Origin of the sequence: Mesorhizobium sp. M1078 (assembly GCF_040318615.1) — a bacterium.
In the GTDB taxonomy this organism is placed as follows: domain Bacteria; phylum Pseudomonadota; class Alphaproteobacteria; order Rhizobiales; family Rhizobiaceae; genus Mesorhizobium.
The window spans coordinates 63,935-87,280 of record NZ_JAMYMP010000015.1 but is presented as its reverse complement, the minus strand read 5'-3'; the positions used below and the strand labels follow the sequence as shown (position 1 = coordinate 87,280).

Sequence of the window (23,346 nt, the reverse complement as noted above, 5' to 3'; positions counted from 1 at the left end):
AGTTCGCAATTTCGTTAATGCGTGTGGACAAGTGGTATTTTTTTGGTATTGTTCTTCCATCGGAGGGACAGGGATGGCCGAACCGCGCACCGAAGCGCTTCACAGCAATGCCGAGGGACTGGACATCCAGGCCCCGGACGCCATCCTTTCTTCTTTGGTCAATGCGCAGATCGAGGCCGCCAAGGCTGTGCGCGACGCCATTCCCGCCATCGCCGCCGCAGCCGAAATCATCGCCGGGCGGCTGAACGGCGGCGGCAAGCTCGCCTATGCTGCGGCCGGCAGCTCCGGCCTGATGGCGCTGGCCGACGCGCTGGAGTTGCCCGGCACCTTCGGCATCAAGCGCGAACGCATCGCCATCCTCATCGCCGGTGGCGACGACGCTTTCAAGACCCTGGCCGGCGGACCGGAAGACGACACCGACGAAGCCTCGACGGCAATTGCCGGCGCCGGCATCGGCAAGGGCGACTGCCTGATCGCGATTTCGGCCAGCGGCTCGACGCCCTATGCGGTGCAGGCGCTGAAGGATGCGCGCAGCCGGGGCGCGGCAACCATCGCCATTGCCAACAACAAGGACACGCCCCTGCTCAGGCTGGCCGACGTCGCCATCCTGCTCGAGACGCCACCGGAGGTGATTGCCGGCTCGACGCGCATGGGCGCCGGCACTGCCCAGAAGATCGCGCTCAACATGCTGTCGACGCTTACCGCCATTCATCTCGGCCATGTCCATGACGGCTACATGGTCAATCTCACCGCCGACAACATCAAGCTGCGCGACCGCGCGGCTCGCATCGTCGCCGCTATCAGTGGCCGCGACCGGCAAGACGCCGTGCGGCTGCTCGAAGCGAGCGGCGGCGTCGTCAAGACAGCCATTCTGCTCGCCGCCGGCGCTGCCAACGCCGTTGCGGCCGAGAAGATACTGGAAGGGACCGGCCAGAAGCTGCGGCCAGCCCTTTCCGCGATCGAGGGGAACAAGGGCGCGAAGGCCCCTGTTCTCAAAACCGAACCTGAAAAAGGTCAACAGGGAGACTAGCATGACAACGAAATTACTGACGGCACTGCTTCTCGGCACCAGCATTCTCGGCACCGCCGGGTTGGCTCACGCCGATGACGTAACGCTCAATATCGAAAGCTGGCGCGGCGACGACCTTGCCATCTGGAAGGACAAGCTGATCCCGGCTTTTGAGGCCAAGAACCCGGGCATCAAAGTGGTGTTCGCACCGTCGGCGCCGACCGAGTATGACGCCGCACTCGGCGCCAAGCTCGCCGCCGGCTCGGCTGGCGACCTGATCACCTGCCGCCCGTTCGACAAATCGCTCGAACTGTTCAAGAAGGGCAACCTTGCCGACCTGTCGGCGCTGCCCGGCATGGAAAACTTTTCGCCCGTTGCCAAGGCCGCCTGGCAGACCGACGACGGCAAGGCGAGCTTCTGCGTGCCGATGGCCTCGGTCATTCACGGCTTCATCTACAACAAGGACGCCTTCGACAAGCTCGGCCTCAAGGTGCCGACGACGCGTGACGAGTTCTTCGCCGCGCTCGACAAGATCAAGGCCGACGGCACCTACATCCCGATGGCCATGGGCACCAAGGACCTCTGGGAAGCCGCGACCATGGGCTATCAGAACATCGGTCCGAACTACTGGAAGGGCGAAGAGGGCCGCGCAGCGCTGATCAAGGGCGACCAGAAGCTGACCGACAAGGACTGGGTTGCTCCCTATGAGGAACTGGCCAGGTGGAAGCCTTATCTCGGCGACGGCTTCGAGGCCCAGACCTATCCGGACAGCCAGAACCTGTTCACGCTTGGCCGCGCCGCCATCTACCCGGCGGGATCGTGGGAGATCGGCCTGTTCAACACCCAGGCGCAGTTCAAGATGGGCGCCTTCCCGCCGCCGGTCGAGAAGGCCGGCGACACCTGCTACATCTCCGACCATACCGATATCGGCATGGGCCTGAATGCGGCGTCGAAGAATGCCGACGCGGCCAAGACCTTCCTGTCCTGGGTCGCCTCGCCGGACTTCGCCACCATCTACGCCAACGCACTGCCGGGCTTCTTCAGCCTAAATTCCACCCCGGTGAAGATGGAAGACCCGCTGGCGCAGGAATTCGTCTCCTGGCGCGACAAGTGCAAGTCGACGATCCGCTCGACCTACCAGATCCTGTCGCGCGGCACGCCGAACCTCGAGAACGAAACCTGGGTTGAATCGGCCAACGTGATCAATGGCACCGACACGCCGGAAGCTGCCGCCAAGAAGCTGCAGGACGGCCTCGACAGCTGGTACAAGCCGGGCAAATAAGAGCTCAGACAACAGACAGGGCCCCAAGTGGACGGCCCTGCGTTTTTCGACAGCATCATCGACTGCGAACGACGGCGCCGCCCCTCATCCGCCTGCCGGCACCTTCTCCCCGTATAGTGACGGGAGAAGGATTAGCCGAAACGCAGGCGCCCCCTCTCCCCGTCCTTCACGGGGAGAGGGTAAGGGTGGGGGGGCAGCGCTGCCGTCGAAGGCATTGCTAAACCTGATCGGCGGGGACCGCACTCATGGCCGCACAAACACGACCGAAACGACCGTTCCGCTGGCATATCGGCGTCTTTCTGGCGCCGGCGCTGCTGGTCTATACGGCGATCATGATCCTGCCGCTGGCCGGCACGCTGCAGCTGTCGCTGTTCCGCAATGTCGATCAGCATCAGGTGTTCGTCGGTTTCACTAATTTCCGTACGTTGTTCGGCGACCCCAACTGGTCGGTCGGCTTCTGGAACGCGCTGCGGAACAATACCTGGTTCTTCATCATCCACATGGTGGTGCAGAACCCGATCGGTGTCATGCTGGCGGCATTGCTGTCCAGCCCGAGGCTGAGATTCGCCGCCTTCTATCGCACCGCGATCTTCGTGCCGACCATCCTCTCCTTCGTCATCGTCGGTTTCGCCTGGAAACTGATCCTGTCGCCGTTGTGGGGCGTGGCGCCGCATCTGATGGATCTGGTCGGCCTGAAAAGCCTGTTCACGCCGTGGCTCGGCAAAGAACAATATGCCCTGACCGCGCTCAGCCTGATCTCGGTCTGGCAGTTCGTCGGCATTCCGATGATGCTGATCTATGCGGCGCTGCTGTCGATCCCCGAAGAGGTGATCGAGGCGGCCGAGTGTGACGGCATCACCGGCATGTCGCAGTTCTGGAAGATCAAGCTGCCGCTGATCCTGCCCTCGATCGGCATCATCTCGATCCTGACCTTCGTTGGCAATTTCAACGCCTTCGACCTGATCTACACCGCGCAAGGGGCGCTGGCCGGCCCGAACTATTCGACCGATATTCTGGGCACTTTCCTCTACCGCGCCTTCTTCGGCTTCCAGCTGCAGACCGGCGATCCCAATATGGGTGCGGCGATCGCCACGATGATGTTCCTGATCATCCTCGGCGGCGTCTGCGTCTACCTGTTCCTCGTCCAGACGCGCCTGCGTCGCTACCAGTTTTAGAGGGGCAGACATGTTACGGCTAAACACCCCCCTCTGGCCTGCCGGCCATCTCCCCCTCAAGGGGGGAGATTGAATGGCACCATTGGCTTCGCAAATCGCCAGCGTTGGAGAAGAGGCGCCGAGCCTCAAGCTGCCAATCTTCCCCCTTGAGGGGGAGATGTCCGGCAGGACAGAGGGGGGTGCCTTGGTGCCGACCTCAACAGTCATCGCTCGTCAGGAGACCTTCCAATGAGCACCGCCACCCGTTCGCTGCCCCGCACCATCGGCGCCCACGCGATCCTTCTGACCTATACGGCGATCGCGCTGTTTCCGGTGATCCTGGTCATCATGAATTCGTTCAAGTCACGCGCCGGCATCTTCAGCGAACCGCTGACGCCGCCGACGCCAAAAACCTTCGACCTGATCGGCTATACCACCGTGATCGGGCAGGGCGACTTCATCCACTATTTTCAGAACAGCCTCGTCGTCACCGTCGCCTCGCTGTTCTTCGTGCTTCTGTTCGGCGCGATGGCGGCGTTCGCGTTGTCGGAATACCGCTTTCGCGGCAACACGCTGATGGGGCTTTACCTCGCGCTCGGCATCATGATCCCGATCCGGCTCGGCACCGTCGCCATCCTGCAATTGATGGTGGCGAGCGGGCTGGTCAACACGCTGACGGCGCTGATCCTTGTCTACACCGCGCAAGGCCTGCCGCTCGCCGTCTTCATCCTGTCAGAATTCATGAAGCAGGTGTCGGACGATCTGAAGAATGCCGGCCGTATCGACGGGCTGTCGGAATACACGATCTTCTTTCGGCTGGTGCTGCCGCTGGTGCGGCCGTCGATGGCGACGGTCGCCGTCTTCACCATGATCCCGATCTGGAACGATCTGTGGTTCCCGCTGATCCTGGCGCCGTCGGAAGAGACCAAGACGGTGACGCTCGGCGCGCAGTTGTTCCTCGGCCAGTTCGTCACCAACTGGAACGCCATCCTGGCCGCACTCTCGCTGGCGATCATGCCGGTGCTGACCCTCTACGTCATCTTCTCGCGGCAGCTGATCCGCGGCATCACATCCGGAGCCGTCAAGTGAGCGGAGCCCTACAAATCTCTGCTGGAGCCTTCACCCCACCCGGCGCTGCGCGCCGACCTCCCCATCAAGGGGAGGTAAAAGGTCGTGGCTTCATTCACGACCGCCAAAGGGCGACTTTCGGAGAAGCTTCTTTGGCAGTGAGGGTATTCGCGCCAACGTCCTACCTCCCCTCGATGGGGAGGTCGGCGCGAAGCGCCGGGTGGGGTGACACCCTCTCAGAAGGAATAACTGGAACGTCTGGAGTAGTTAGGTGACCTTTAAATCGCCCCTTCGCGTCGTCGTAGCAGGCCTCGGTAATATGGGGCGTAGCCATGCGCTGGCCTACCACACTAATCCGGGCTTCGAGATCGCGGCCCTGATCAACCGCTCCGACGTGCTGTTACCGGACGGGCTGTCGGGCTATGACATCCGTCGTTCCTTCGACGATGCATTGCGCGATGAAAAGCCCGACGTCGCCTGCATCGCCACCTATTCCGACAGCCATGCCGACTATGCGGTGAAGGCATTCGAGGCCGGCTGCCACGTCTTCGTCGAGAAGCCGCTCGCAACAACGGTGGCGGACGCCAAGCGCGTCGTCGCGGCGGCCAAGGCCAATGGCAGAAAGCTGGTGATTGGCTATATCCTGCGCCATCACCCGTCCTGGGTCCGGCTGATCGCCGAGGCGCGCAAGCTCGGTGGCCCTTACGTGTTCCGCATGAACCTCAACCAGCAATCGTCAGGCCCGACCTGGCAGACGCACAAGCAGTTGATGCAGACGACGTCGCCGATCGTCGATTGCGGCGTGCACTATCTCGACGTCATGCTGCAGATCACCGACGCCAAGCCGGTCGAGGTGCGCGGCATGGGGCTGCGGCTGACCGAGGAAATCGCGCCGACCATGTACAATTACGGCCATCTGCAGGTGCTGTTCGATGACGGTTCGGTCGGCTGGTACGAAGCTGCCTGGGGACCGATGATTTCGGAAACGGAGTTCTTCGTGAAGGACGTGATGTCGCCCAATGGCTGCGTGTCGATCGTCATGAAGGAAGGTGTGAAGTCGGACGACATCGACACCCACACCAAGACCTCGACCATCCGCCTGCACAGCGCTGCGACGGGTGCGGACGGCAAGTTCGCCAGGCCGGACGAGATGCTGTCGATGGACGGCGAACCCGGCCACCAGGATCTCTGCGACCTCGAACAGGCCTTCGTGCTGAAGGCGATCCGGGAAGACATCGACCTGACCCGCCACATGGACGACGCGGTGAAATCGCTCGCCGTCTGCCTTGCCGCCGATGAGAGCGTGCGCAGCGGCGCCCCAGTTAAGCTCTAGTAGGGCAAACTCTAGAACAAGGACGAAGCCGTGGGCTCGCTGGTAATCGAGAATGTGAAGAAGGCCTTCGGGCCGGTCGAGGTGCTGAAAGGCATCAACCTCGAAGTGACCGACGGCGAATTCGTCGTCTTCGTCGGCCCATCTGGCTGCGGCAAGTCAACCTTGCTCAGGGTCATCGCCGGGCTGGAGGATTCGACCTCCGGCAGGGTGGTGATCGACGGCGCCGATGTCTCGGCCACGCCCCCGGCAAAACGCGGCATTGCCATGGTGTTCCAGACGTACGCGCTCTACCCGCATCTGACGGTGAAGAACAATATGGGCCTCGGCCTCAAGCAGGCCGGCACGCCCGCCCCGGAGATCGAACGCCGCATCGGCGTCGCCTCGTCGATGCTGTCGCTGGAACCGTATCTCGAGCGGCGGCCGGCGGAACTGTCGGGCGGCCAGCGCCAGCGCGTCGCCATCGGCCGCGCCGTGGTGCGTGAGCCGAAACTGTTTCTCTTCGACGAGCCGCTTTCGAACCTCGACGCTGCGCTTCGCGTCAACACGCGACTGGAGATCGCGCAGCTGCATCGCCGGCTGAAGGCAACGATGATCTACGTCACCCATGATCAGGTCGAGGCGATGACGCTGGCCGACAAGATCGTCGTGCTCAACGCCGGCCAGATCGAGCAGATCGGCGGCCCGATGGAGCTTTACAATTCGCCGGCAAACGAGTTCGTCGCCGGCTTTATCGGCTCGCCGAAGATGAATTTCATCGACGGCGCCAGATTGGGCGAGACGGCCAAGACGATCGGCGTGCGGCCGGAGCATCTGACCGTGGATCCAAGGTCCGGTGCCTGGAAGGGAACGGTAGTGCACGCCGAACATCTCGGCGCCGACACCAACCTCTATCTCGACTGCGAAAAGGCCGGGCTGATCACGGTGCGCATTTTCGGTGTCTACGACGCCGAGCCCGGTGCGACGCTGTATGCAACGCCCGAGCCGGGTAAGACATACCGGTTTGGGGCGGACGGCAAGACGATCAAGTAATCCTTCGCCGACAGCAATCACGGCGATCACACCGCGCCGAGCAGCACCGCGCCATGGATCGCCGCCTGCCAGCCCAGGGCCGCCCAGCGTATGTCCAGAGGCTCTACAACAAGCGAATGCGGCAGGCTGTCCGCGATGCGCTGCTTGAGCGTCTGGCGGGGATAGGACTTCATGTCGACGATACCGCCGCCGATCAGGATCGTCTGCGGGGAAAACAGGGCGGCTGCGGTTGCGACGGCCACCGCCTGCTGCCAGACGATTTCGTCGAGCCATTCGCGCAGCGATGGCGGCTGCCCGGCCGCCGAAAACAGATCGGCCACCGGGATATCGTAGTCTGTCGCGAGTTCGACGAGCGTTGCCCCTGAGGCATAGGTCTCGACCCGGTTTGGCGGACCGCTTTCGTCGGGCCGGTAGATCGGCATGTGGCCGATCTCGAGCGCCCAGCCGCCACCCCTGAAAATGCCGTCCTTGCCGAGATAGGCGCACCGATGCCGGTGCCGAGATAGACCGCCAGCACCTCCTTTTGCCGCTTCACTGCGCCGGCGACGCTTTCACCCAGCAATTGCAGCACGACGTCGCGTTCGAGCCGCACGGGAACGCGGAGCCGCGATGCCAGTTCCGTACCCAGCCGGATGCCGTTCAGCTCGGGAATCCACCGGGATGCCGTGGTCGGCAAAGCCAACCTTGACCGACGTGCCGCCGATCTCGACCACGGCGATCGTGTCGTCCATCGTTTGATGCGTCATGCGAGCGGTTCCAGGAATTCCGAAAGACAGGCGCGGAATTCCAGCCGGTAGGCGGCGCGATCCTGCGATTTGGCTGTGATGGTGCAAAGCCGGGCCGACGGAATGAGTCCGGCCAGCGTCTGTGCGTCGGCCAGGCGATGGACGAGGTCATGGTCATGGCCGATGACAAGAGTCGGCACCGCGATAGCGCGGATGTCCGCCTCGCTCACGCCGGGACCATCGCCGGCGATCGCCGAAAGCAGCCTGCCGAACAGAACCGGGTCCGGGCGAGTGAAGAAGCCTTGCAGGCTGCCGAGATTGTCCGGCGCCAATCTGGCCAGTTCGCCGGCAACAGCGCTGTCATCGAACAGACGCCTGGCGTCTTCAGGCGAATGCCGCATCAAGAGATCGCCGACGACGGCATAGGGCCTCATATTTTCCGGAGCCGCCTGGGCTACCCAGGCGGGCCGGGCGAGCACCAAAGCGCGCACACGGGCCGGCCTATGCACTGCCAGGCGCAGCGCAAGCGCCGCACCCATCGAAATGCCGCCGACGACGGCCGGACCGATGCCGAGATCGTCGGCGAGCGCTTCGACATCTTCAGCAAAAGTCGCAATCGAAAGCCGCTCGACCGGCCCGTAGCCGGATCCACCCTGGCCACGGCATTCGAGCGTCACCCGCCGTGTCTGCGGCAGGTCGGGAAACACGTCGGCGACCTGCGCTTCATCACCGCCCAGCCCATGCTGAAAGATGACGGGGAAGCCGGCGCCGACGTCCCGGTAAGCAAGGTCGGCACCGTCGCGGCTGAAGGTCTGTTTCACGCTCTTCCGCTTTCTTCGAGCGCAGAGCGAAGGAAGGCGCCCACGCCGGGCGCCTCGGCCTCCATCAGGCCGTGCGTGATCAGGGGGCCGTCGAACCCGGCAGCTTGAAGGCGGCTAATGAAATGCGGGAAGTCGACAACGCCCTGTCCGGCGGCGGCAAAACTGCCGTCGGCATGGCGGTCCTTGGCATGGGCCATGCCGATCTCGGCGGCCAGCAGGTCGACGGCCTCGTCGATCAGGCGATGACGCTCCGCGCTGTCAGCCACTTCGAACAGATTGGCCGGGTCGAGCACAATGCGCAGGCGCTTGCTGTTCACCTCATCGAGCAGGCGGCGTGCGGCCCGCGCGCTGGAGACGACATTGGCAAGTTCCGGTTCGATGCCAAGCTCGATGTCGAAGCGCTCGGCAATCGCGATCGCGGCTTCCATCTCCACCCGAAGATCGCTCCAGGCGGCGTCAGTGGCATTGTCGGCATGCCAGCGCCACTGATCCTCAGCATCCCTGGTGCCGGTGCACAGCGTAATCAGCCGCGTGCCCATGTCAGCGCATGACGCAGCCAGTACCTCGAGCCGGGCGAGTCCCTGATCGCGAACCCTGCGATCGGGATGGATCATGTTGTAGGTTCCAGACACTGCTGCAATCGAAACACCGGTCTGGCGGCTCGCCTCAACGACGGATCGGGCCGCATCCGGCTCGATGCTGTCCGGCATCGACGGCAGTCCAAGGCACGCCAGGTTGAACTGCGCCGCCGCGTAGCCGGCGTCCGCGACCGCGCGCAGAACCGGCAAGGCGCCGGTGGTGGTGAAGGTCTTGGCGAAGATCCCAAGCTGCATCACACGACCCCGTCGACGTCGGCGAGGCGGACGGCGCGGCCGCCGGCAGCGGCGGAGCGGGCGATGGCCGCCATCCCCCTGACCGATGCGATGCCGTCGTCTATGCCGGCGCCAACCATGGGCGCGCCATTCAGCACGACATCGGCAAAGCCTTCGAGCTGGCGGCGATAGAAGTGACCGTCTGCGCCAAGCGTGCGATGCCAGCTGCCATCGGCCTCGCGGAAAATGTCGACCTCGCTGCTCTTGTAGTACCAGGGGTTATAGGTCTTCGCGAGAACGCTGCCGTTCTGACCATAGATCTGAAACCCTTCGTGCCAGTCCATGCGCACGGCAACCGTCAGGTCGAGATGGCCGACCGACCCGTCGGCGAAGATGGTGGTGATGAACCAGCAATAGGCGCCGTAGCGCTCGGTGAGCCGGGCCTCGACCGCCTCGATTGGGCCGTGCAGATGGCGCGCCGTGTCGATGAGGTGGCTGCCATGCGCCAGCATGTAATACTGGCGCAGATCCGCCTTGGGATTGACGGAAGGCTTGCGCGCCTTGGTGCTGGTGATGATCAGCGGCTGGACCGCATCGGTCATCGGGTAGCGATGGGTGCTGTCGCAATACCAGCCCTTGAACGCCAGCCGCTCACCCATCTCGTCGTCGACGAAGGCCTTGGCCGCCTGGATGCCGGGATCGAAGCGCTTCATATGACCGACCTGGAGCACCTTGCCGCTCCTGTCGACCGCCGCCCGCAAGCCTTCGACTTCCTCGACCGAAACGCCCAGCGGCTTCTCGCACAGCACGTGCTTGCCGGCATCCAGCGCCAGTTCCGTGGCCTTGACGTGGAACGTGTCCGATGTCGCGATGATGACGGCATCGAGGTCGGGATCGGCCAGCATCTGGCCATAGTCGGCATAGGATTTTTCGGGCGCGTAGGTCGCCGCCATCCTGTCGCGCAGATCGTCGGCGACATCGCAGATGGCATAGAGATCGGCATTGCGCGCCTTGGTGCAGGATTCGAAATGCGCCGCCTGCGCAATCGGACCGCAGCCGAGCACGCCGACACGCAGCCGCTTTTCATCTTTGCGAGGCATGGAATCTTTCTCCTGATTAGCGCGCGGCGAGGCCGCGAAGTTGAAATTGCGGATCGCCCGACAAAGCTGCCTGATGCAGCAGGCAGGCAGCGCCCAATGCCGGACCGTCGGCGCGGACGCGCGCCAGTTCGATCCGGGGAACGGGATAGCCTTCGGCGAGGAAGTCCGACAGGAAAGCCTCGACCTGCTCAGCGACGAAAGGATAGACGGCATTGACCGAGCCCGAGAGGATGATGCGCTCCGGCTGCAAGGTGCAGGTGAGCGTCGCCAGGCCGCGGCCGAACCAGAGCGCCCAGCCGCGCGCGGTGGCGACGGCTGCCGGATCGCCGCCGGCAAGCGCCGCGACAAACTCATCCACGCCGGCGCGCAGTCCGCTTATGTGCAAATAGCGAGCCAGCAACGCATCTTTGCCGACATAGGATTCCAGCCGCCCCGGGCGCTTCGCGTCGAAGACAAAACCTTCGTCGCCGATGCGCAGATGACCGATTTCGCCGGCGCCGCCGAGTCGGCCGCGATGCAGCCTGCCGGCATTGATGATGCCGCCGCCGACGCCGTTCTCGATCAGGATGACCAGGGCATCCTCATCGTCCTTTCCCGGATGCGGCCGGTATGTCTCGGCCACCGCGACGGCATTGGCATCGTTTTCCAAGAGGATCGGAAAATCGTCGCCAAAGGCATTGCCCAAAAGCTCCGCTAGATTGACCCCGTGCCAGCCAAGGATGGTGGCATGGTATGAGACGCCATCAGCTGCGGGGAAGCCGGGCACGGCGACATTGAGCCCGTAGGGGCGCGTGCCTTCAGGCAATTGCGACCGGATCTCGGCAACGAGCTCCTTGATGATGTCGACTGCGGCTTCGGGCGTGCTACCGGGGCCGGCAAATGCCCTAGAGGCGCTCGCACGCCGCGCGCCGGCAAGGTCGACAGTCACGACTGCGATCCAGTTGACGCCGATATAAGCGCCAAGGAAGAAGCCGCCATTGCCTTCGATCTCGACCAGGATACCGGGACGGCCGACCCGACCCTCGCTATCCTGCTCGTCATCCGTTCCATCCGACCGCTCGCGCGCCAGACCGGCTTCGGTCAGCCCCAGCACCAGGGCGCCGGTGGTCGACCGGGTCAGGCCGAGATCGCGTGCGAGCGCCGCTCGGCTCAACGCGCCGGCACGAAACAGCGCCGCAAGTGCCCTCGTTTCGTTCGGCCGAAGATCGGTCGACACCAGCACGTCGTTCTCCACAATTTGTTTGATTTGCATACTAATAGAATTTCTAGGCGGTTTGAAAGACCAAGGTTGGGTGCATTGCAACAAGATATTCAGCATCCCCAAGCCCATTGACCCAAGTTTCAAACGAGGATTTGTATCAGAAACTTACAAATTGGCATGGGAGGATGCGATGCCGGTTCTAGCGCGTCTCGAACATATCGTGAAGGATTTCGGTGCCGTCCGCGCGCTGGACAATGTGTCGCTCGACATCAATGAGGGCGAGGTTCTCGGCCTGATGGGCGACAATGGTGCCGGCAAATCGACGCTGGTCAAAACCATCGCCGGAAATTTCCAGCCGACGTCCGGCGCCTCCCAAGCCTGTCCTCCGGCGCATCGGCCGGGGGACATCTCTTCGAAGGCAGGCTTGCAGTTGGGCCGGCCCGCTTCGCAATCAGAGACTGCCTGTGTCCCTCCAGCAGGCGATCAGATGACCGTCGCCGGCCTGCCTGACGGGTGGTTGCGCCTTTCGGCAATCGGGCAGCGCGACAGGACAGCGGGCGGCAAAGGAGCATCCGGAGGTTTCGGCATCGTGTGCCGCGACGTGGAGCTGAGCCGGAGCCCTCGGCGCCGTCTCATCCGAGGAGGCGGCCAGAAGCAGCTTCGTGTAGGGGTGGTTGGGGCCACGGAAAATCTGCTCGGATGACCCCGTCTCGACGAGCCGGCCGCGATAGAGCACGCCGATCCTGTCGGCCATATAGCGCACCACCCTTAGGTCGTGGCTGATGAACAGATAGGTGGTGTCCTTGTCGCGCTGCAGGTCGTTGAGCAAATTGAGCACGGTCGCCTGCACCGAAACGTCGAGCGCAGAGGTCGGCTCGTCCAACACCACGAGCTTCGGCACGCCGGCAAAGGCGCGCGCAATCGCCGCCCGTTGGCGCTGGCCACCAGACAGCGATCTCGGCTTCTGGTCGACGGTCGTAGCGGCAAGACGAACCGAGGCCAGGAGATCGCCGACACGCTGCTTCACCTCGCTGCGGCCAAAGCCGGCGAGCCGCCGCAGCGGACGGCCGAGGATCCTGCCGATCCGCTGGCGCGGATTGAGCGTGCGGTCGGGTGACTGGAACACCATCTGCACGTCGCGCCGTTCGCTCAGGCTTCTTTTCTCGACGCGCGGCGCGACAGTGCTGCCGAACAGCTCGACCGACCCAGCGTCCGGCGTCTGGAGGCCAGTCACGATCCTTGCCAATGTCGACTTGCCGGAGCCGGATTCGCCGATCAGCCCGAACGTCTCGCCCTGGGCTATCTCCAGGTCGATATCGTGCAGGACGGCCTGGGAGCCGAAGGCGTGGCTGATGCCTTTGCAGGCGACGGCGATCGGACGTGCGGCTTCCGGTTGATCGCTGCGGACAGGCTTCGACGGGCTGGTTGTGTGCATCTCGGCCAGCCTGCCGTCGCGCTTGGTGAAGTTGAGCGCCGGGATCGAGGCGATCAGCGCCTTGGTGTAGGCGTGAACAGGGTTCTCGAAGACATCGTTCGCGACGCCGCTCTCGACCACCGTTCCCGACTGCATAACGGCCACCCGGTCGCAGGCGCGGCGGACCATGTTGATGTCGTGGCTGATCAGCAAGACGCTGGTTTTGTGGTCGCGCCGCAAATCCTGCAGGATGGCGATGATCTCGGACTGGACGCTGGCGTCGAGCGCCGTCGTCGGCTCGTCCAGCACCAGCAGCGACGGGTCGAGCGCGATGGCGATGGCGATGTTGGCGCGCTGCTGCATGCCGCCGGATAGTTCATGCGGGTAAAGATCGAGCACCCGCTCCGGATTGCTCACCCTGATGCGACCGAGCAGTTCGGCGGCGCGACCGCGGGCCTCGTCCGAGCGAACCGGGCGATGCCGCATGATCGTCTCGGTGATCTGCCGGCCAATCGTCATCGCCGGATTGAGTGCCGCGCCCGGATGCTGGTAGACGGCTGCGATGCGGTCTCCCCTCAGCCGGCGAAGCTGCTCGGGCGAGAGATCACGGATCTCGTGGCCCTGGAACTCAAGCGCCGACGCAGCGACCCGGGCGTTACGCGGCAGATAGCGCAATATTGCGAGCGCCACCGAACTCTTCCCCGATCCGGACTCGCCGACAAGGCCGAGTGCTTCGCCTTCGCCGATAGTGAGCGACACACCGTTGACGGCCGGATGCGATGTCCGGCGCCCATCATAGGCGACGGTGAGCTGTTCGACCTTCAGAACCGATGACGACATGGGGCCCTTGAAACCACTTTCTCCCAGCGCCGCCATCGAGGGCAATCGCTTCCGCTTTCACAATGCACAATCTCGATAAAATTACTCGAATTAAGCTGGAGCGCAATCTACCTTTCGTCGCTCAGGAGAGATTGTGGCGGCCCGTCGAGGCATCGCGACGGTCGTCTGAAGCAGTTCTGGAAGGAGACCGGCATGGCACTGGACCACATGATCCTCAGCGCCTTTTTCTTCAATCCGCAGGGCGATCATCGCATGTCGTGGCGTCATCCGCGCGCGCCGGGCCGCGAAGTGCTGGACTTCGAATTCTACCGGGACCTGGTACAGGCGGCCGAGCGCGCCAGGATCGATACGATCTTCGTCGCCGACCATGTCGCGATCTGGGATTCGGTGCAAAGCGGCGTCGCCCACTACGCCAATGCCCGCCTGGAGCCGCTGACGCTGCTGGCGGCCCTTGCCGGCGTGACCAGGCATATCGGCCTCATCACCACCGCCTCGAGCTCCTACAGCGAGCCCTACAATGTCGCCCGCATGTTTGCCTCGCTCGACCATATCAGCAAGGGCAGGGCGTCTTGGAATGTGGTGACGTCGGCCATGGACGAGGAGGCCCGCAATTTCGGCCGCGACGGCAATATCGAGCACGCCTTTCGCTATGAGCGCGCCACCGAATTCCTCGATATCGTCAAGGCGCTGTGGGACAGCTGGGAAGACGAAGCCCTGCTTATCGACAAGGCATCGGGCTATTTCGCCGATCCCGACAAGGTCCATGCGATCAACCACAAGGGCCCGCATTTCAAGGTGCGCGGACCGCTCAATGTCTCGCGCCCGCCGCAGGGCCATCCGCTGATCGTCCAGGCCGGCTCGTCCGAGGACGGCAAGAATTTCGCTACCGCGCACGCCGATGCGCACTTTGCCATCTACAGCACCAAGGAAGACGGCATCAAATATAGGCAGGACATCAACGAGCGCCTCGCCCGTTATGGCCGCAAGCCCGAGAGCTTCAAGATCCTGCCGGGCATCCTGCCGATCGTCGCAGCTTCCGAAGCAGAGGGACGCGAGCGGCAAGAGCATCTGCAGAGCTTGCTTCCCGATCGCGTTGGCATCGACCTTCTCTCGAGCTGGAGCGGTGTCGATCTCTCAGTCTTCCCGCCGGACGGCCCGCTGCCGCCGCTGCCGGACGAAAGCACATTCAATGGTGGCCGCACTTCGTTGAACCGCGTCAAGGAATGGTCGAAGCAGAACCTCACTCTGCGCGAGATCGCTCGCAAGCTCGCTAACAGCGGTTCGGTGCCGACCGTTGTCGGCACGCCCACACAGATCGCCGACCAGTTGCAGGACTGGTTCGAGGCCGGCGCCGCCGACGGCTTCAACCTGATGTTCCCGCTTCTGCCCGAGGACTGGGTGAATTTTGCCGAGCAGGTCGTGCCGGAACTGCAGCGCCGCGGCATATTCCCCACCGAATATGCACCGGGGACGCTGCGCGACCGCTTTGGCCTGGCGCGGCCGGCCAACCGCTTCGCCGAACAGCGCGACAATGTGCGCGCCGTATCCTGATCAGGAGCAATTGATATGACCGCAGCGCCAAAACTCCAGCCCCGCGAAGCCATGGCTCCGCAGCTCATCAATGTTCTGCACAGCCCCAAGCGCATTCGGGTCAAATTCGCCGGCCGCACCATCGCCGACAGCCGCAACGTCCTGGTGCTGCGCTCCAACCATTTTCTGCCGATCTATTTCTTCCCGGCCTCCTCGGTGGACCGCTCGCTCTTGAAGCCGTCCGAGCATCGCCAGCCGCATCCAGTCGGCGGCGAAACCACCTATTGGGACCTGGAGACGGGATCGAAAGCTTCTCCCAATGCGGCCTGGTCGTTTGTCGCGCCGCCGGATGAAAGCCTGTCGCCACTGGCCGGCCGCATCGCCTTCACCTGGAAAGCGGTCGACCAATGGTTCGAGGAGGAGGAAGAAGTCTTCGTCCACGCCCGCGACCCATACGCCCGCATCGACGCTCTGCAGAGTTCAAGCCATGTCCAGATCTGGTTCGACGGCGAAGTGATCGCCGACAGCCATCGCCCGGTGCTGCTGTTCGAAACGCATCTGCCGACGCGTTTCTATTTGCATCCGGACGATGTCAGGCTCGACCGTCTGGTCGACTCGGACAGCACGACGCGCTGTCCCTACAAAGGCATCGCCTCCTACTGGTCGGGCCGGCGCGCCGACGGCTCGGTGAGCCCCGATGTCGCCTGGAGCTACCGCGATCCCATTGCCGAAATGCCCAAAATCAGGGGCCTCATCGCCTTTTACCCGCAAGCCGTCGACCGCATCCATCTCGACGGCGAACCAGTCGCTTAAGCCATTCAACAGTCATTTCAGACAGGGGTTTCAAAATGACCAAACGCAACGATATCGATACGCTTCGCAATCTGTCCGGCGACATCTGGAACGTCGCCGTCGATGAGCACCAGGCCGGCTTCCTCAAGCGCCGCGATCTCCTAAAATACGCAGCCTTGATCGGCCTCACCGGCTTTGCCGCCTCGCAGGGACTTGTTGGTTTCGGCACGGCGCGCGCTGCCGGCGCCGGCGGCACGGTCCGCGTTGGGCTCGGACAGCCGACCAAGGCGATCGATCCCGTCTCTATCACCGATCCGGCCAGCATCGGCGTCATCAGCCAGGTCGGCGAATATCTCATCCTCGACGATCCCAAGGACGGTCTGCAGCCCAAGCTCGCTCTGTCGTGGGAGGCCGACGAGACCGCCAGCCGCTGGACCTTCAAATTGCGGCCGGGCGTGAAATTCCACGACGGCCGCACCGTCACCGCCAAGGATGTGGTGGCGAGCTTCGAGCGGCTGGTCGATCCGGCCAGCGGTTCGTCCGCTTTGTCTGCCTATAAGGGCATCCTGTCCAAGGGCGGCGCCAAGGTCGTCGACGACCAGACAGTCGCCTTCGATCTCGACGGGCCCAACAGCAACTTCCCCTTCTATGTCTCCTCCGACGTCTACAACGCCGTAATACTGCCGGCCGATTATGCCGGCGATTTCGAGAAGAATTTCAACGGCACCGGCCCGTTCAAGCTCGAATCCTTCCGCCCCAAGCAGGGCGCCAGCTTCGTGCGCAACCCTGACTATTGGGGCGACAAGGCGCTGCCCGACCGCGTCGAAATCAAGTTCTTCGACGACGAGCAGGCGCAGGTGCTGGCGCTGCAGGCCGGCCTGCTCGACGTCATCCCGAGCACGACCCGGCTGGAATTGGCGATCGAGGGCAATCCCAACTTCAAGCTGCTCAGCGTGCAGGCAAGTTCGCATGACGAGGTGCATCTGCGGACCGACCAGGCGCCGTTCACCGACAAGCGCATTCGCCGCGCCTTGGCGCTCACCATCGACCGCGAGGCGGTGGTCAAGGGCTTGCTCAAGGGCCGCGCCATCGTCGGCAACGACACCCCGTTCGCGCCGATCTTCCCCTCGGCCGATCCGTCGGTGCCGCAGCGCAAGCAGGACATCGCCGAGGCCAAGCGCCTGCTTGGCGAAGCCGGCGTGCCGAACGGCTTCCCGGTGACGCTGACCACCGAGCGCGCCTATGACATTCCCGATTATGCCGTGCTGATCCAGAATTTTGCCAAGAAGGCCGGCATCGACATCAAGCTCAACGTGCTGCCGCAGGACGCCTATTATGGCTCGGCGAAATTCGGCTCGTCGCCATGGCTCGATTCCAATCTCGGCATCACCGATTTCGGCCATCGCGGCACGCCCGACATCTTCCTCAACGCGACGCTGAAGAGTTCGGGCGCCTGGAACGCCGCGCATTTCAACAACCCGGCCTATGACGGGCTGCTGCTCGAATATGGCAAGGCCCGCGACCTTCAGGCGCAACGCCTTGCCGCGGGCAACATCCAGACCTTGCTGCTGGACGAGACGCCGCTGATCATCAGCTACTTCTCGCAATACAGCCGCATCGTCTCGTCCAAGGTCGAGGGCGTCCGCTTCACGGCAATCTCGCATCTGCTGCTCGATCGCGTGACGTTCGCCCAGGCATGATTGTGAGACGTCCAGCCACTCCGGGCACTAAAATCCGATGCTGACCGGCCGCACTGTGTCGGTGCGGGCAGCCTCGCTTCTGCTCACGCTGTGGTTGGTCAGCATGCTGGTGTTCTTCGCCGGGCAGGTCCTGCCCGGCGATGTCGGCCGCCTCATGCTCGGGCCGTTCGCCGATGCCGAGGCTGTGGCTGCGCTGAACAAGCAGCTGGGCGCCGACCAGCCGGTGCTCGTGCAATACTGGCACTGGTTCAGCAGCGTGCTGTCAGGCGACTTCGGCACCTCCCTGTCGCTGCGTCTGCCGGTGGCGCCCTTCGTTCTGGAAAGCCTCAAGCGCTCGGCGGCCCTTGCCGGAATTATCCTCGTCTTTCTGCTGCCGCTGGGCATCGGCGCCGGCATCGTCGCCGGTCTCAACCAGGGCCGCTTTATCGACCGCCTGATCGTACTCGCCGGCGTGTCCTTCGGCATTGTCCCGGACTTCGTCTCCGGCCTGCTGTTGCTCATCGTCTTCGGCCTGTGGCTGAACTGGTTCCCGATCACGGGCGCTGCTCCCGATGGCGCCGGGCTCTGGGTCAGTGGCTATTACCTGATCCTGCCGGCGCTGCCGCTGGTGCTGAACCTTGCCGGCTACATCGCCCGCATGACGCGGGCCGGCGTGATCGAGGCGCTGGCCGCCGACTATACGCGCACCGCCGTCCTGAAGGGCCTTGAGCGTCGCGAGATACTCATCCGGCACGTGCTGCGTAATGCGCTGACGCCGACCATCGCCGTGCTCGCGACCCAGACCGGTTACATGCTGGGTGGTCTGGTGGTCATCGAAGCCCTGTTCGGCATACAGGGCCTCGGCAACCTTGTCCTCAACGCCGCCAAGTCGCGTGACTTCCCGATGCTCGAAGCCGGCGTGCTGGTCATGGCGACCATCTTCGTGCTGTCGGCCGCGGCAGGCGATCTCGTGAATGCCTTGCTCGATCCGCGGCAGCGCCGCCGTGTGTCGCCATGATGGAACTGATGGAATTGCCGGAGCGCCGTACGCTGGGCTGGCGGGCAGCAAGTCGCATCCGCGAGACTGTTTCGCAGCTGCCGCCCTCGGTGATCGTTGGATCGCTGATCCTGCTGTTCTGGGTCGGCTGCGCCGTGTTAGGCAGCCTGTTTGTGCCCTACGATCCCTATGCCGAGGATTTCCTCGTCATGCTGGCGCCGCCTGATGCCGCGCACTGGTTCGGCACCGACCAACTTGGCCGCGACGTGCTGTCGCGCATCGTCGTCGGCTCGCGTGACATCCTGCTGGTCGCGCCGGCAGCAACACTGCTCGGCGTTGCCGCCGGCAGCGTGCTTGGCCTCGTGCTCGGCTATTTCGACGGGCTGATCGACGCCATCGGCGCCAGGCTGCTCGACACGCTGATGGCCTTTCCCTTCATCGTCCTCGTCACCATGGCGCTGGTCGCGCTTGGGCCATCGAACCTCACCGTCATCCTTGTGATCGGCATCGCCTATGCCCCGCTGGTGGCACGGACGGTGCGTGCCGCCGTGCGCGAGCAGCGCGAACGCGACTATGTCAGCGCCGCTCGTCTCGGCGGCGAGAGCGCTCTTTCCATCATGTTCCTCGAGATCCTGCCTAATGTCAGGGAGACCATCCTCATCGAGCTGGTCACAAGGCTTGGCTACGCCTTCTTTTCGATCGCCACGCTGAGCTTCCTCGGCCTCGGCATCCAGCCTCCCTCAGCCGATTGGGGACTGGCGGTCGCCGACGGCTACGGCTTCCTGACCGGCGGCAAATGGTGGGTGGTGATCTTCAACTCCGCAGCCATCGTTTCGCTTGTCATGGCAACCAATCTGATCGCGCAAGGCATGGGCGCCTTCGAAAACAGCGACCGGTGAAGAGCGGAACGCTCAGCAAAGCTGACGCGCAATCGCGGACCGTGCGCTAAAATCGTTCCTCGTGATTCGGCTCTGACAGGGCCTCAAAGCAAGGAACGGCATGAGCAAGGCCCTCATTACATTCGCATTGGTCGCGGTGCTCACCGCATTGCTCATGGCGCTCAGCCTGGCGGTCGCCAGGCACGGCTATCCCTATGGCGCGATCGGCGTGAGGCGGCTGGACGGCATCGCCGATGCCGGGTCGTTCCTGCCACTCGCCGCCGTCTATTTTTTCGGCGCCATGCTGATGATGATCCTGCCGATCCGCGCCGCCGGCATCGTCTTGACCCATGCTGCGGATGCGCTGTTCTGGGCGGTGATTGCCCTGTTCGCCACAATTGTCGGCTGTCTCGTCGCCCGCTGGGCTTTCGGCCAGAGCAGCGTGCTGTGGGCGCTCCTGAACTGGCGTTTCCTGTTCGCCGCGGCCATCGTTGGCAGCCATTTCACCATGAACGAGCTGCGCCGCAACATCCTGCTCAGGAGCCTGTTCTTCGTCATCTTCGCCGCGGCGACGCTGGCTTGCCTGGTCTGGACTTTTCCGAGCTGACAGCGGCCTGCTTCATATCGTCCGTTTTGAGGTCGCGGCTTTCACAGCAGCGCGCCATCGGCTATCCAGTCCGCAGCTAGACGTCAGGCCTCACAGTGTCGTCATTTGTCTGATAAATGATTCAGGCATACGGCACCCCCAGCGAACCAATACAAGGAAACCGCGACATGACCCTGTTTCGTAAAAATCTGATCGATGGCGAGTGGGTGGGCGAAGCCGGCTCGCGCAACATCAACCCGTCCGATACCGGCGATGTCGTTGGCGAATATGCCTCGGCCGGTGCCGAACAGGCCAAGCAGGCCATCGCGGCGGCCAAGGCTGCTTTCCCGGCCTGGTCGCGTTCGGCGCCGCTGGTTCGCCATGCCGTGCTGAAAAAGGCGTCGGACGAGATCATGGCGCGCAAGGAAGAGATCGGCCGCGCGCTGTCGCGCGAAGAGGGCAAGACGCTGGCCGAAGGCATTGGCGAGACCATCCGCGCCGCCCAGATCTTCGATTTCTTCGCCGGCGAGACGCTGCGCCTGTCGGGCGAACTGGTACCCAGCGTTCGGCCCGGCGTCGGCGTCGAGATCACCCGTGAAGCTGTCGGTGTCGTCGGCATCATCACGCCATGGAATTTCCCGATCGCCATTCCCACCTGGAAGATCGCGCCGGCGCTCGCGCACGGCAACACCATCGTCTTCAAGCCGGCCGAACTCGTCCCTGAAAGCGCCTGGACCATCGTCGACATCCTGCACCGCGCCGGCTTGCCGAAAGGCGTGCTTAACCTGGTCATGGGCAAGGGCTCGGTGGTCGGCCAAGCCATGCTTGACAGCCCCGACCTCAACGCCATCACCTTCACCGGCTCGGTCGGCACCGGCAAACGTGTGGCTGCGGCCAGTGTGGAGCACATGCGAAAGTTCCAGCTCGAAATGGGCGGCAAGAACCCGATGGTCGTGCTCGACGACGCCGACCTCGCCACGGCGGTCGAATGCGCCATCAACGGCGCCTATTTCTCGACCGGCCAGCGTTGCACGGCCTCTTCCCGGCTGGTGGTGACCGAAGGCATTCACGACCGCTTCGTCGCCGCGCTCAAGGAGCGACTGGAAAAGCTCGTCATCGGCGATGCGCTCGATGCAAAGACGCAGATCGGGCCGGTCGTCGATGCGAGCCAGCTGAAGCAGGACGAGGACTATATCGCCATCGGCAGCCAGGAAGGCGCCAACCTCGCTTTCGGCGGCGAGCGACTCGATCGCGAAACGCCCGGCTTCTATCTCCGGCCGGCGCTGTTTACCGAGAGCACCAACGCCATGCGCATTTCGCGCGAGGAAATCTTCGGGCCGGTCGCCAACGTCATCCGCGTCAAGGATTATGACGAGGCGCTGGCGGTGGCCAACGACACGCCCTTCGGCCTGACCTCCGGCATCTGCACCTCCAGCCTCAAGCATGCCACGCATTTCCGGCGCAATTCCGAAGCCGGCATGGTGATGGTCAATCTGCCGACGGCGGGCGTCGATTTTCACGTTCCATTCGGCGGCCGCAAGGGCTCGAGCTACGGCCCACGCGAGCAGGGCCGCTACGCCGCGGAGTTCTACACAACGGTGAAGACAGCCTATACCTTTGCCGGCTGATCGGCGGGTGTATAGGTGACTTCGGCGAAAGAGGAACTGACCTGGCTCAACCCGCCGCCGCATCATGTTGTCGGTGACACTACGGTGCATGTGCGCACCGGCAAGGAAACCGACTTCTGGCGCGAAACCTTTTACGGTTTCTGGCGTGACAATGGCCATTTCCTGTATCGGCCGGTCGAGGGTGACTTCAGCGCCGAAGTCACCGTCAAGGGCGACTACAAGGTGCTCTACGACCAGGCCGGGCTGATGCTGCGGCTGAGTGAAACGCACTGGATCAAGGCCGGCATCGAATACACCGACGGGCTGGCTTACTTTTCGGTGGTGGTCACCAACGACACCTCGGACTGGTCGCTGCTCAGCATTCCCACCGGCCCCGACGGCGTGCGCATCCGGCTGACCCGCCATGCCGAGGCGATCCGCATCCAATATCTTGATACCACCGATGGCAAGTGGAAGCCGGTGCGGCTGGCTTATTTCCCGATCTCCAAATCCGTCGATGTCGGCATGATGTGCTGCTCGCCGCAGCGCGAAGGGTTTGAGGTAACATTCTCCGGCTTTACTGTCGGCCCGCCGATTTCCAGGCAATTGCACGACTGACGGCCATATCGATGGCGGACTAACCGTCTGCCTGATGCTGGAAGAACTGTAAAAACAGCTCCCGTTCGGTGGTGATGTCGAGCTTCTCGTAGATGCGGCGGCGGTGGTTCTTCACCGTGCCGACGGTGATGCCGAGCCGCTCGGCGATGTTGGCGGTGGGGTGACCCGCGAGGATCAGCTGCACCAATTCCCGCTCGCGCAGCGACAGCTCCGGCCACAGGCTCGCCGGGATGGTCGGCTCCTGCCGGGGCGAGGCGCCGGGGCCGGTCGGCGCCCATGTGCGAGAGAACTCGGTGCCGCGCGCCTCAATGTCGAGTGCATGCAGCGCCTCGAACACCGGCAGCCGCTCGTCCAGCAGGGCGATCTCGCTCTCCTTGAAGGTGGAGGTCGAGCGGTCGAGGAAGATGCCGAGGCACCAGTCGCCGCCATCGGCCAGCATGATGCCGACCTCGTCGCAGATTTCCGACTGCGCCAGGAAGCCCGCTATGTACTGGCCGCGCTTGGCCTCGTCGTCGGCAAGCCGCTTCAGCGGCAGGATGCCCAGCCGGCGTTCACGCCGCCACGAGGCATAGAACGGGTCGAAGACGTAGTAATTGTCGAGATAGCGCCGGACCATCTCGTCGGAGAAGCGCCGGTGCTTGATGAATTCCGGCGTCTGCGTCGCCGAATATCGGGTCACGGTGACGAGATCGTGCTCGATGTCGGCGCCGATCAGGCCAATCAGGCAGTCGACATGCCTGTCCGTACCGGTGGCGGCAATCGCCCTGGCGAGCGGCCCCCAGATATTGCCCATGCGCATGCCCTTTTCTCGGCGATCCCGGTCCGGCGGACATTGTGTCTTTTGGCATATGGCGCAAGGCCGCCCAAGGAA

21 protein-coding genes and 2 pseudogenes are annotated in these 23,346 nt (G+C 63.6%); 15 read left to right on the top strand and 8 right to left on the bottom strand.

Going from position 1 to position 23,346, the window contains the following annotated elements:
• Positions 1-73: 73 nt before the first annotated feature.
• The 6 genes from NKH38_RS20265 to NKH38_RS20240 all read left to right on the top strand — a co-directional run bounded on the left by NKH38_RS20265 (position 74) and on the right by NKH38_RS20240 (position 6,875).
• Positions 74-1,030, top strand: a complete 957-nt coding sequence (locus NKH38_RS20265) for an N-acetylmuramic acid 6-phosphate etherase (RefSeq protein WP_023696935.1) — start codon at positions 74-76, stop codon at positions 1,028-1,030.
• A 1-nt stretch (position 1,031) separates the two neighbouring features.
• Complete coding sequence (locus NKH38_RS20260; RefSeq protein WP_023689958.1) at positions 1,032-2,291, top strand: ABC transporter substrate-binding protein; 1,260 nt, start codon at positions 1,032-1,034, stop codon at positions 2,289-2,291.
• A 245-nt stretch (positions 2,292-2,536) separates the two neighbouring features.
• Positions 2,537-3,466 carry a carbohydrate ABC transporter permease gene (locus NKH38_RS20255; RefSeq protein ID WP_023696936.1) on the top strand — a complete coding sequence of 310 codons (930 nt, stop codon included), beginning with the start codon at positions 2,537-2,539 and terminating at the stop codon, positions 3,464-3,466.
• 228 nt (positions 3,467-3,694) lie between these two features.
• On the top strand, positions 3,695-4,534 hold the full coding sequence (locus NKH38_RS20250) for a carbohydrate ABC transporter permease (RefSeq protein ID WP_023668842.1): 840 nt from the start codon (positions 3,695-3,697) through the stop codon (positions 4,532-4,534).
• Positions 4,535-4,784: 250 nt separating this feature from the next.
• Positions 4,785-5,846 carry a Gfo/Idh/MocA family protein gene (locus NKH38_RS20245; protein WP_352762712.1) on the top strand — a complete coding sequence of 354 codons (1,062 nt, stop codon included), beginning with the start codon at positions 4,785-4,787 and terminating at the stop codon, positions 5,844-5,846.
• A gap of 30 nt (positions 5,847-5,876) precedes the next feature.
• Positions 5,877-6,875 (top strand): ABC transporter ATP-binding protein, encoded by a 999-nt coding sequence (locus tag NKH38_RS20240; RefSeq protein ID WP_023668840.1) that lies wholly within the window; start codon positions 5,877-5,879, stop codon positions 6,873-6,875.
• Between the two features lie 26 nt (positions 6,876-6,901).
• Here the strand turns inward: NKH38_RS20240 and NKH38_RS20235 are convergent, their stop codons facing one another.
• The 6 genes and pseudogenes from NKH38_RS20235 to NKH38_RS20210 form a co-directional block, all read right to left on the bottom strand.
• The gene (locus tag NKH38_RS20235) at positions 6,902-7,336 is read right to left on the bottom strand and encodes an ROK family protein (protein WP_280799750.1); all 435 of its coding nucleotides are present in this window, start codon (positions 7,334-7,336) and stop codon (positions 6,902-6,904) included.
• A gap of 71 nt (positions 7,337-7,407) precedes the next feature.
• Positions 7,408-7,467, bottom strand: a pseudogene (locus NKH38_RS20230) (hypothetical protein); the annotation flags it as partial.
• Positions 7,468-7,617: 150 nt separating this feature from the next.
• Positions 7,618-8,421: an alpha/beta fold hydrolase gene (locus NKH38_RS20225; RefSeq protein ID WP_023694228.1), complete on the bottom strand. Its 804-nt coding sequence runs from the start codon at positions 8,419-8,421 to the stop codon at positions 7,618-7,620.
• On the bottom strand, positions 8,418-9,254 hold the full coding sequence (locus tag NKH38_RS20220) for a sugar phosphate isomerase/epimerase family protein (protein WP_023694227.1): 837 nt from the start codon (positions 9,252-9,254) through the stop codon (positions 8,418-8,420). The genes NKH38_RS20225 and NKH38_RS20220 overlap by 4 nt, the downstream gene beginning before the upstream one ends.
• A complete protein-coding gene (locus tag NKH38_RS20215; protein ID WP_023694226.1) occupies positions 9,254-10,333 on the bottom strand; it encodes a Gfo/Idh/MocA family protein in 1,080 nt (359 codons plus the stop codon). The genes NKH38_RS20220 and NKH38_RS20215 overlap by 1 nt, the downstream gene beginning before the upstream one ends.
• A 16-nt stretch (positions 10,334-10,349) precedes the next feature.
• A complete protein-coding gene (locus NKH38_RS20210) occupies positions 10,350-11,585 on the bottom strand; it encodes an ROK family transcriptional regulator (protein ID WP_352762708.1) in 1,236 nt (411 codons plus the stop codon).
• Positions 11,586-11,724: 139 nt separating this feature from the next.
• Here NKH38_RS20210 and NKH38_RS20205 point away from each other — a divergent pair.
• Positions 11,725-11,904, top strand: a pseudogene (locus tag NKH38_RS20205) (ATP-binding cassette domain-containing protein); the annotation flags it as partial.
• Between the two features lie 81 nt (positions 11,905-11,985).
• On the opposite strand, the gene NKH38_RS20200 reads toward NKH38_RS20205, so the two are convergent.
• Positions 11,986-13,788, bottom strand: coding sequence for a dipeptide ABC transporter ATP-binding protein (locus NKH38_RS20200; protein WP_352762706.1), 1,803 nt, complete (start codon positions 13,786-13,788; stop codon positions 11,986-11,988).
• Positions 13,789-13,980: 192 nt separating this feature from the next.
• Here NKH38_RS20200 and NKH38_RS20195 point away from each other — a divergent pair, with 192 nt between their 5' ends.
• From NKH38_RS20195 to NKH38_RS20160, 8 genes are all read left to right on the top strand, one after another.
• A complete protein-coding gene (locus NKH38_RS20195; RefSeq protein ID WP_352762704.1) occupies positions 13,981-15,339 on the top strand; it encodes an LLM class flavin-dependent oxidoreductase in 1,359 nt (452 codons plus the stop codon).
• 15 nt (positions 15,340-15,354) lie between these two features.
• A complete protein-coding gene (locus NKH38_RS20190; RefSeq protein ID WP_352762702.1) occupies positions 15,355-16,131 on the top strand; it encodes a DUF427 domain-containing protein in 777 nt (258 codons plus the stop codon).
• Positions 16,132-16,166: 35 nt separating this feature from the next.
• A complete protein-coding gene (locus NKH38_RS20185; protein WP_352762700.1) occupies positions 16,167-17,810 on the top strand; it encodes an ABC transporter substrate-binding protein in 1,644 nt (547 codons plus the stop codon).
• Positions 17,811-17,847: 37 nt separating this feature from the next.
• Positions 17,848-18,807 carry an ABC transporter permease gene (locus NKH38_RS20180; protein ID WP_352762698.1) on the top strand — a complete coding sequence of 320 codons (960 nt, stop codon included), beginning with the start codon at positions 17,848-17,850 and terminating at the stop codon, positions 18,805-18,807.
• Positions 18,804-19,685, top strand: coding sequence for an ABC transporter permease (locus NKH38_RS20175; RefSeq protein WP_023707792.1), 882 nt, complete (start codon positions 18,804-18,806; stop codon positions 19,683-19,685). The genes NKH38_RS20180 and NKH38_RS20175 overlap by 4 nt, the downstream gene beginning before the upstream one ends.
• 100 nt (positions 19,686-19,785) lie before the next feature.
• The gene (locus NKH38_RS20170; protein WP_352762695.1) at positions 19,786-20,271 is read left to right on the top strand and encodes a hypothetical protein; all 486 of its coding nucleotides are present in this window, start codon (positions 19,786-19,788) and stop codon (positions 20,269-20,271) included.
• Positions 20,272-20,438: 167 nt separating this feature from the next.
• A complete protein-coding gene (locus NKH38_RS20165; RefSeq protein ID WP_023826483.1) occupies positions 20,439-21,878 on the top strand; it encodes an aldehyde dehydrogenase family protein in 1,440 nt (479 codons plus the stop codon).
• 15 nt (positions 21,879-21,893) lie between these two features.
• Entirely contained in the window at positions 21,894-22,475 is a 582-nt protein-coding gene (locus NKH38_RS20160; RefSeq protein WP_023702349.1) for a DUF1349 domain-containing protein, read from the top strand.
• Between the two features lie 19 nt (positions 22,476-22,494).
• On the opposite strand, the gene NKH38_RS20155 is transcribed toward NKH38_RS20160, so the two are convergent.
• Entirely contained in the window at positions 22,495-23,274 is a 780-nt protein-coding gene (locus NKH38_RS20155) for a helix-turn-helix transcriptional regulator (protein WP_352762692.1), read from the bottom strand.
• Between the last annotated feature and the right edge of the window lie 72 nt (positions 23,275-23,346).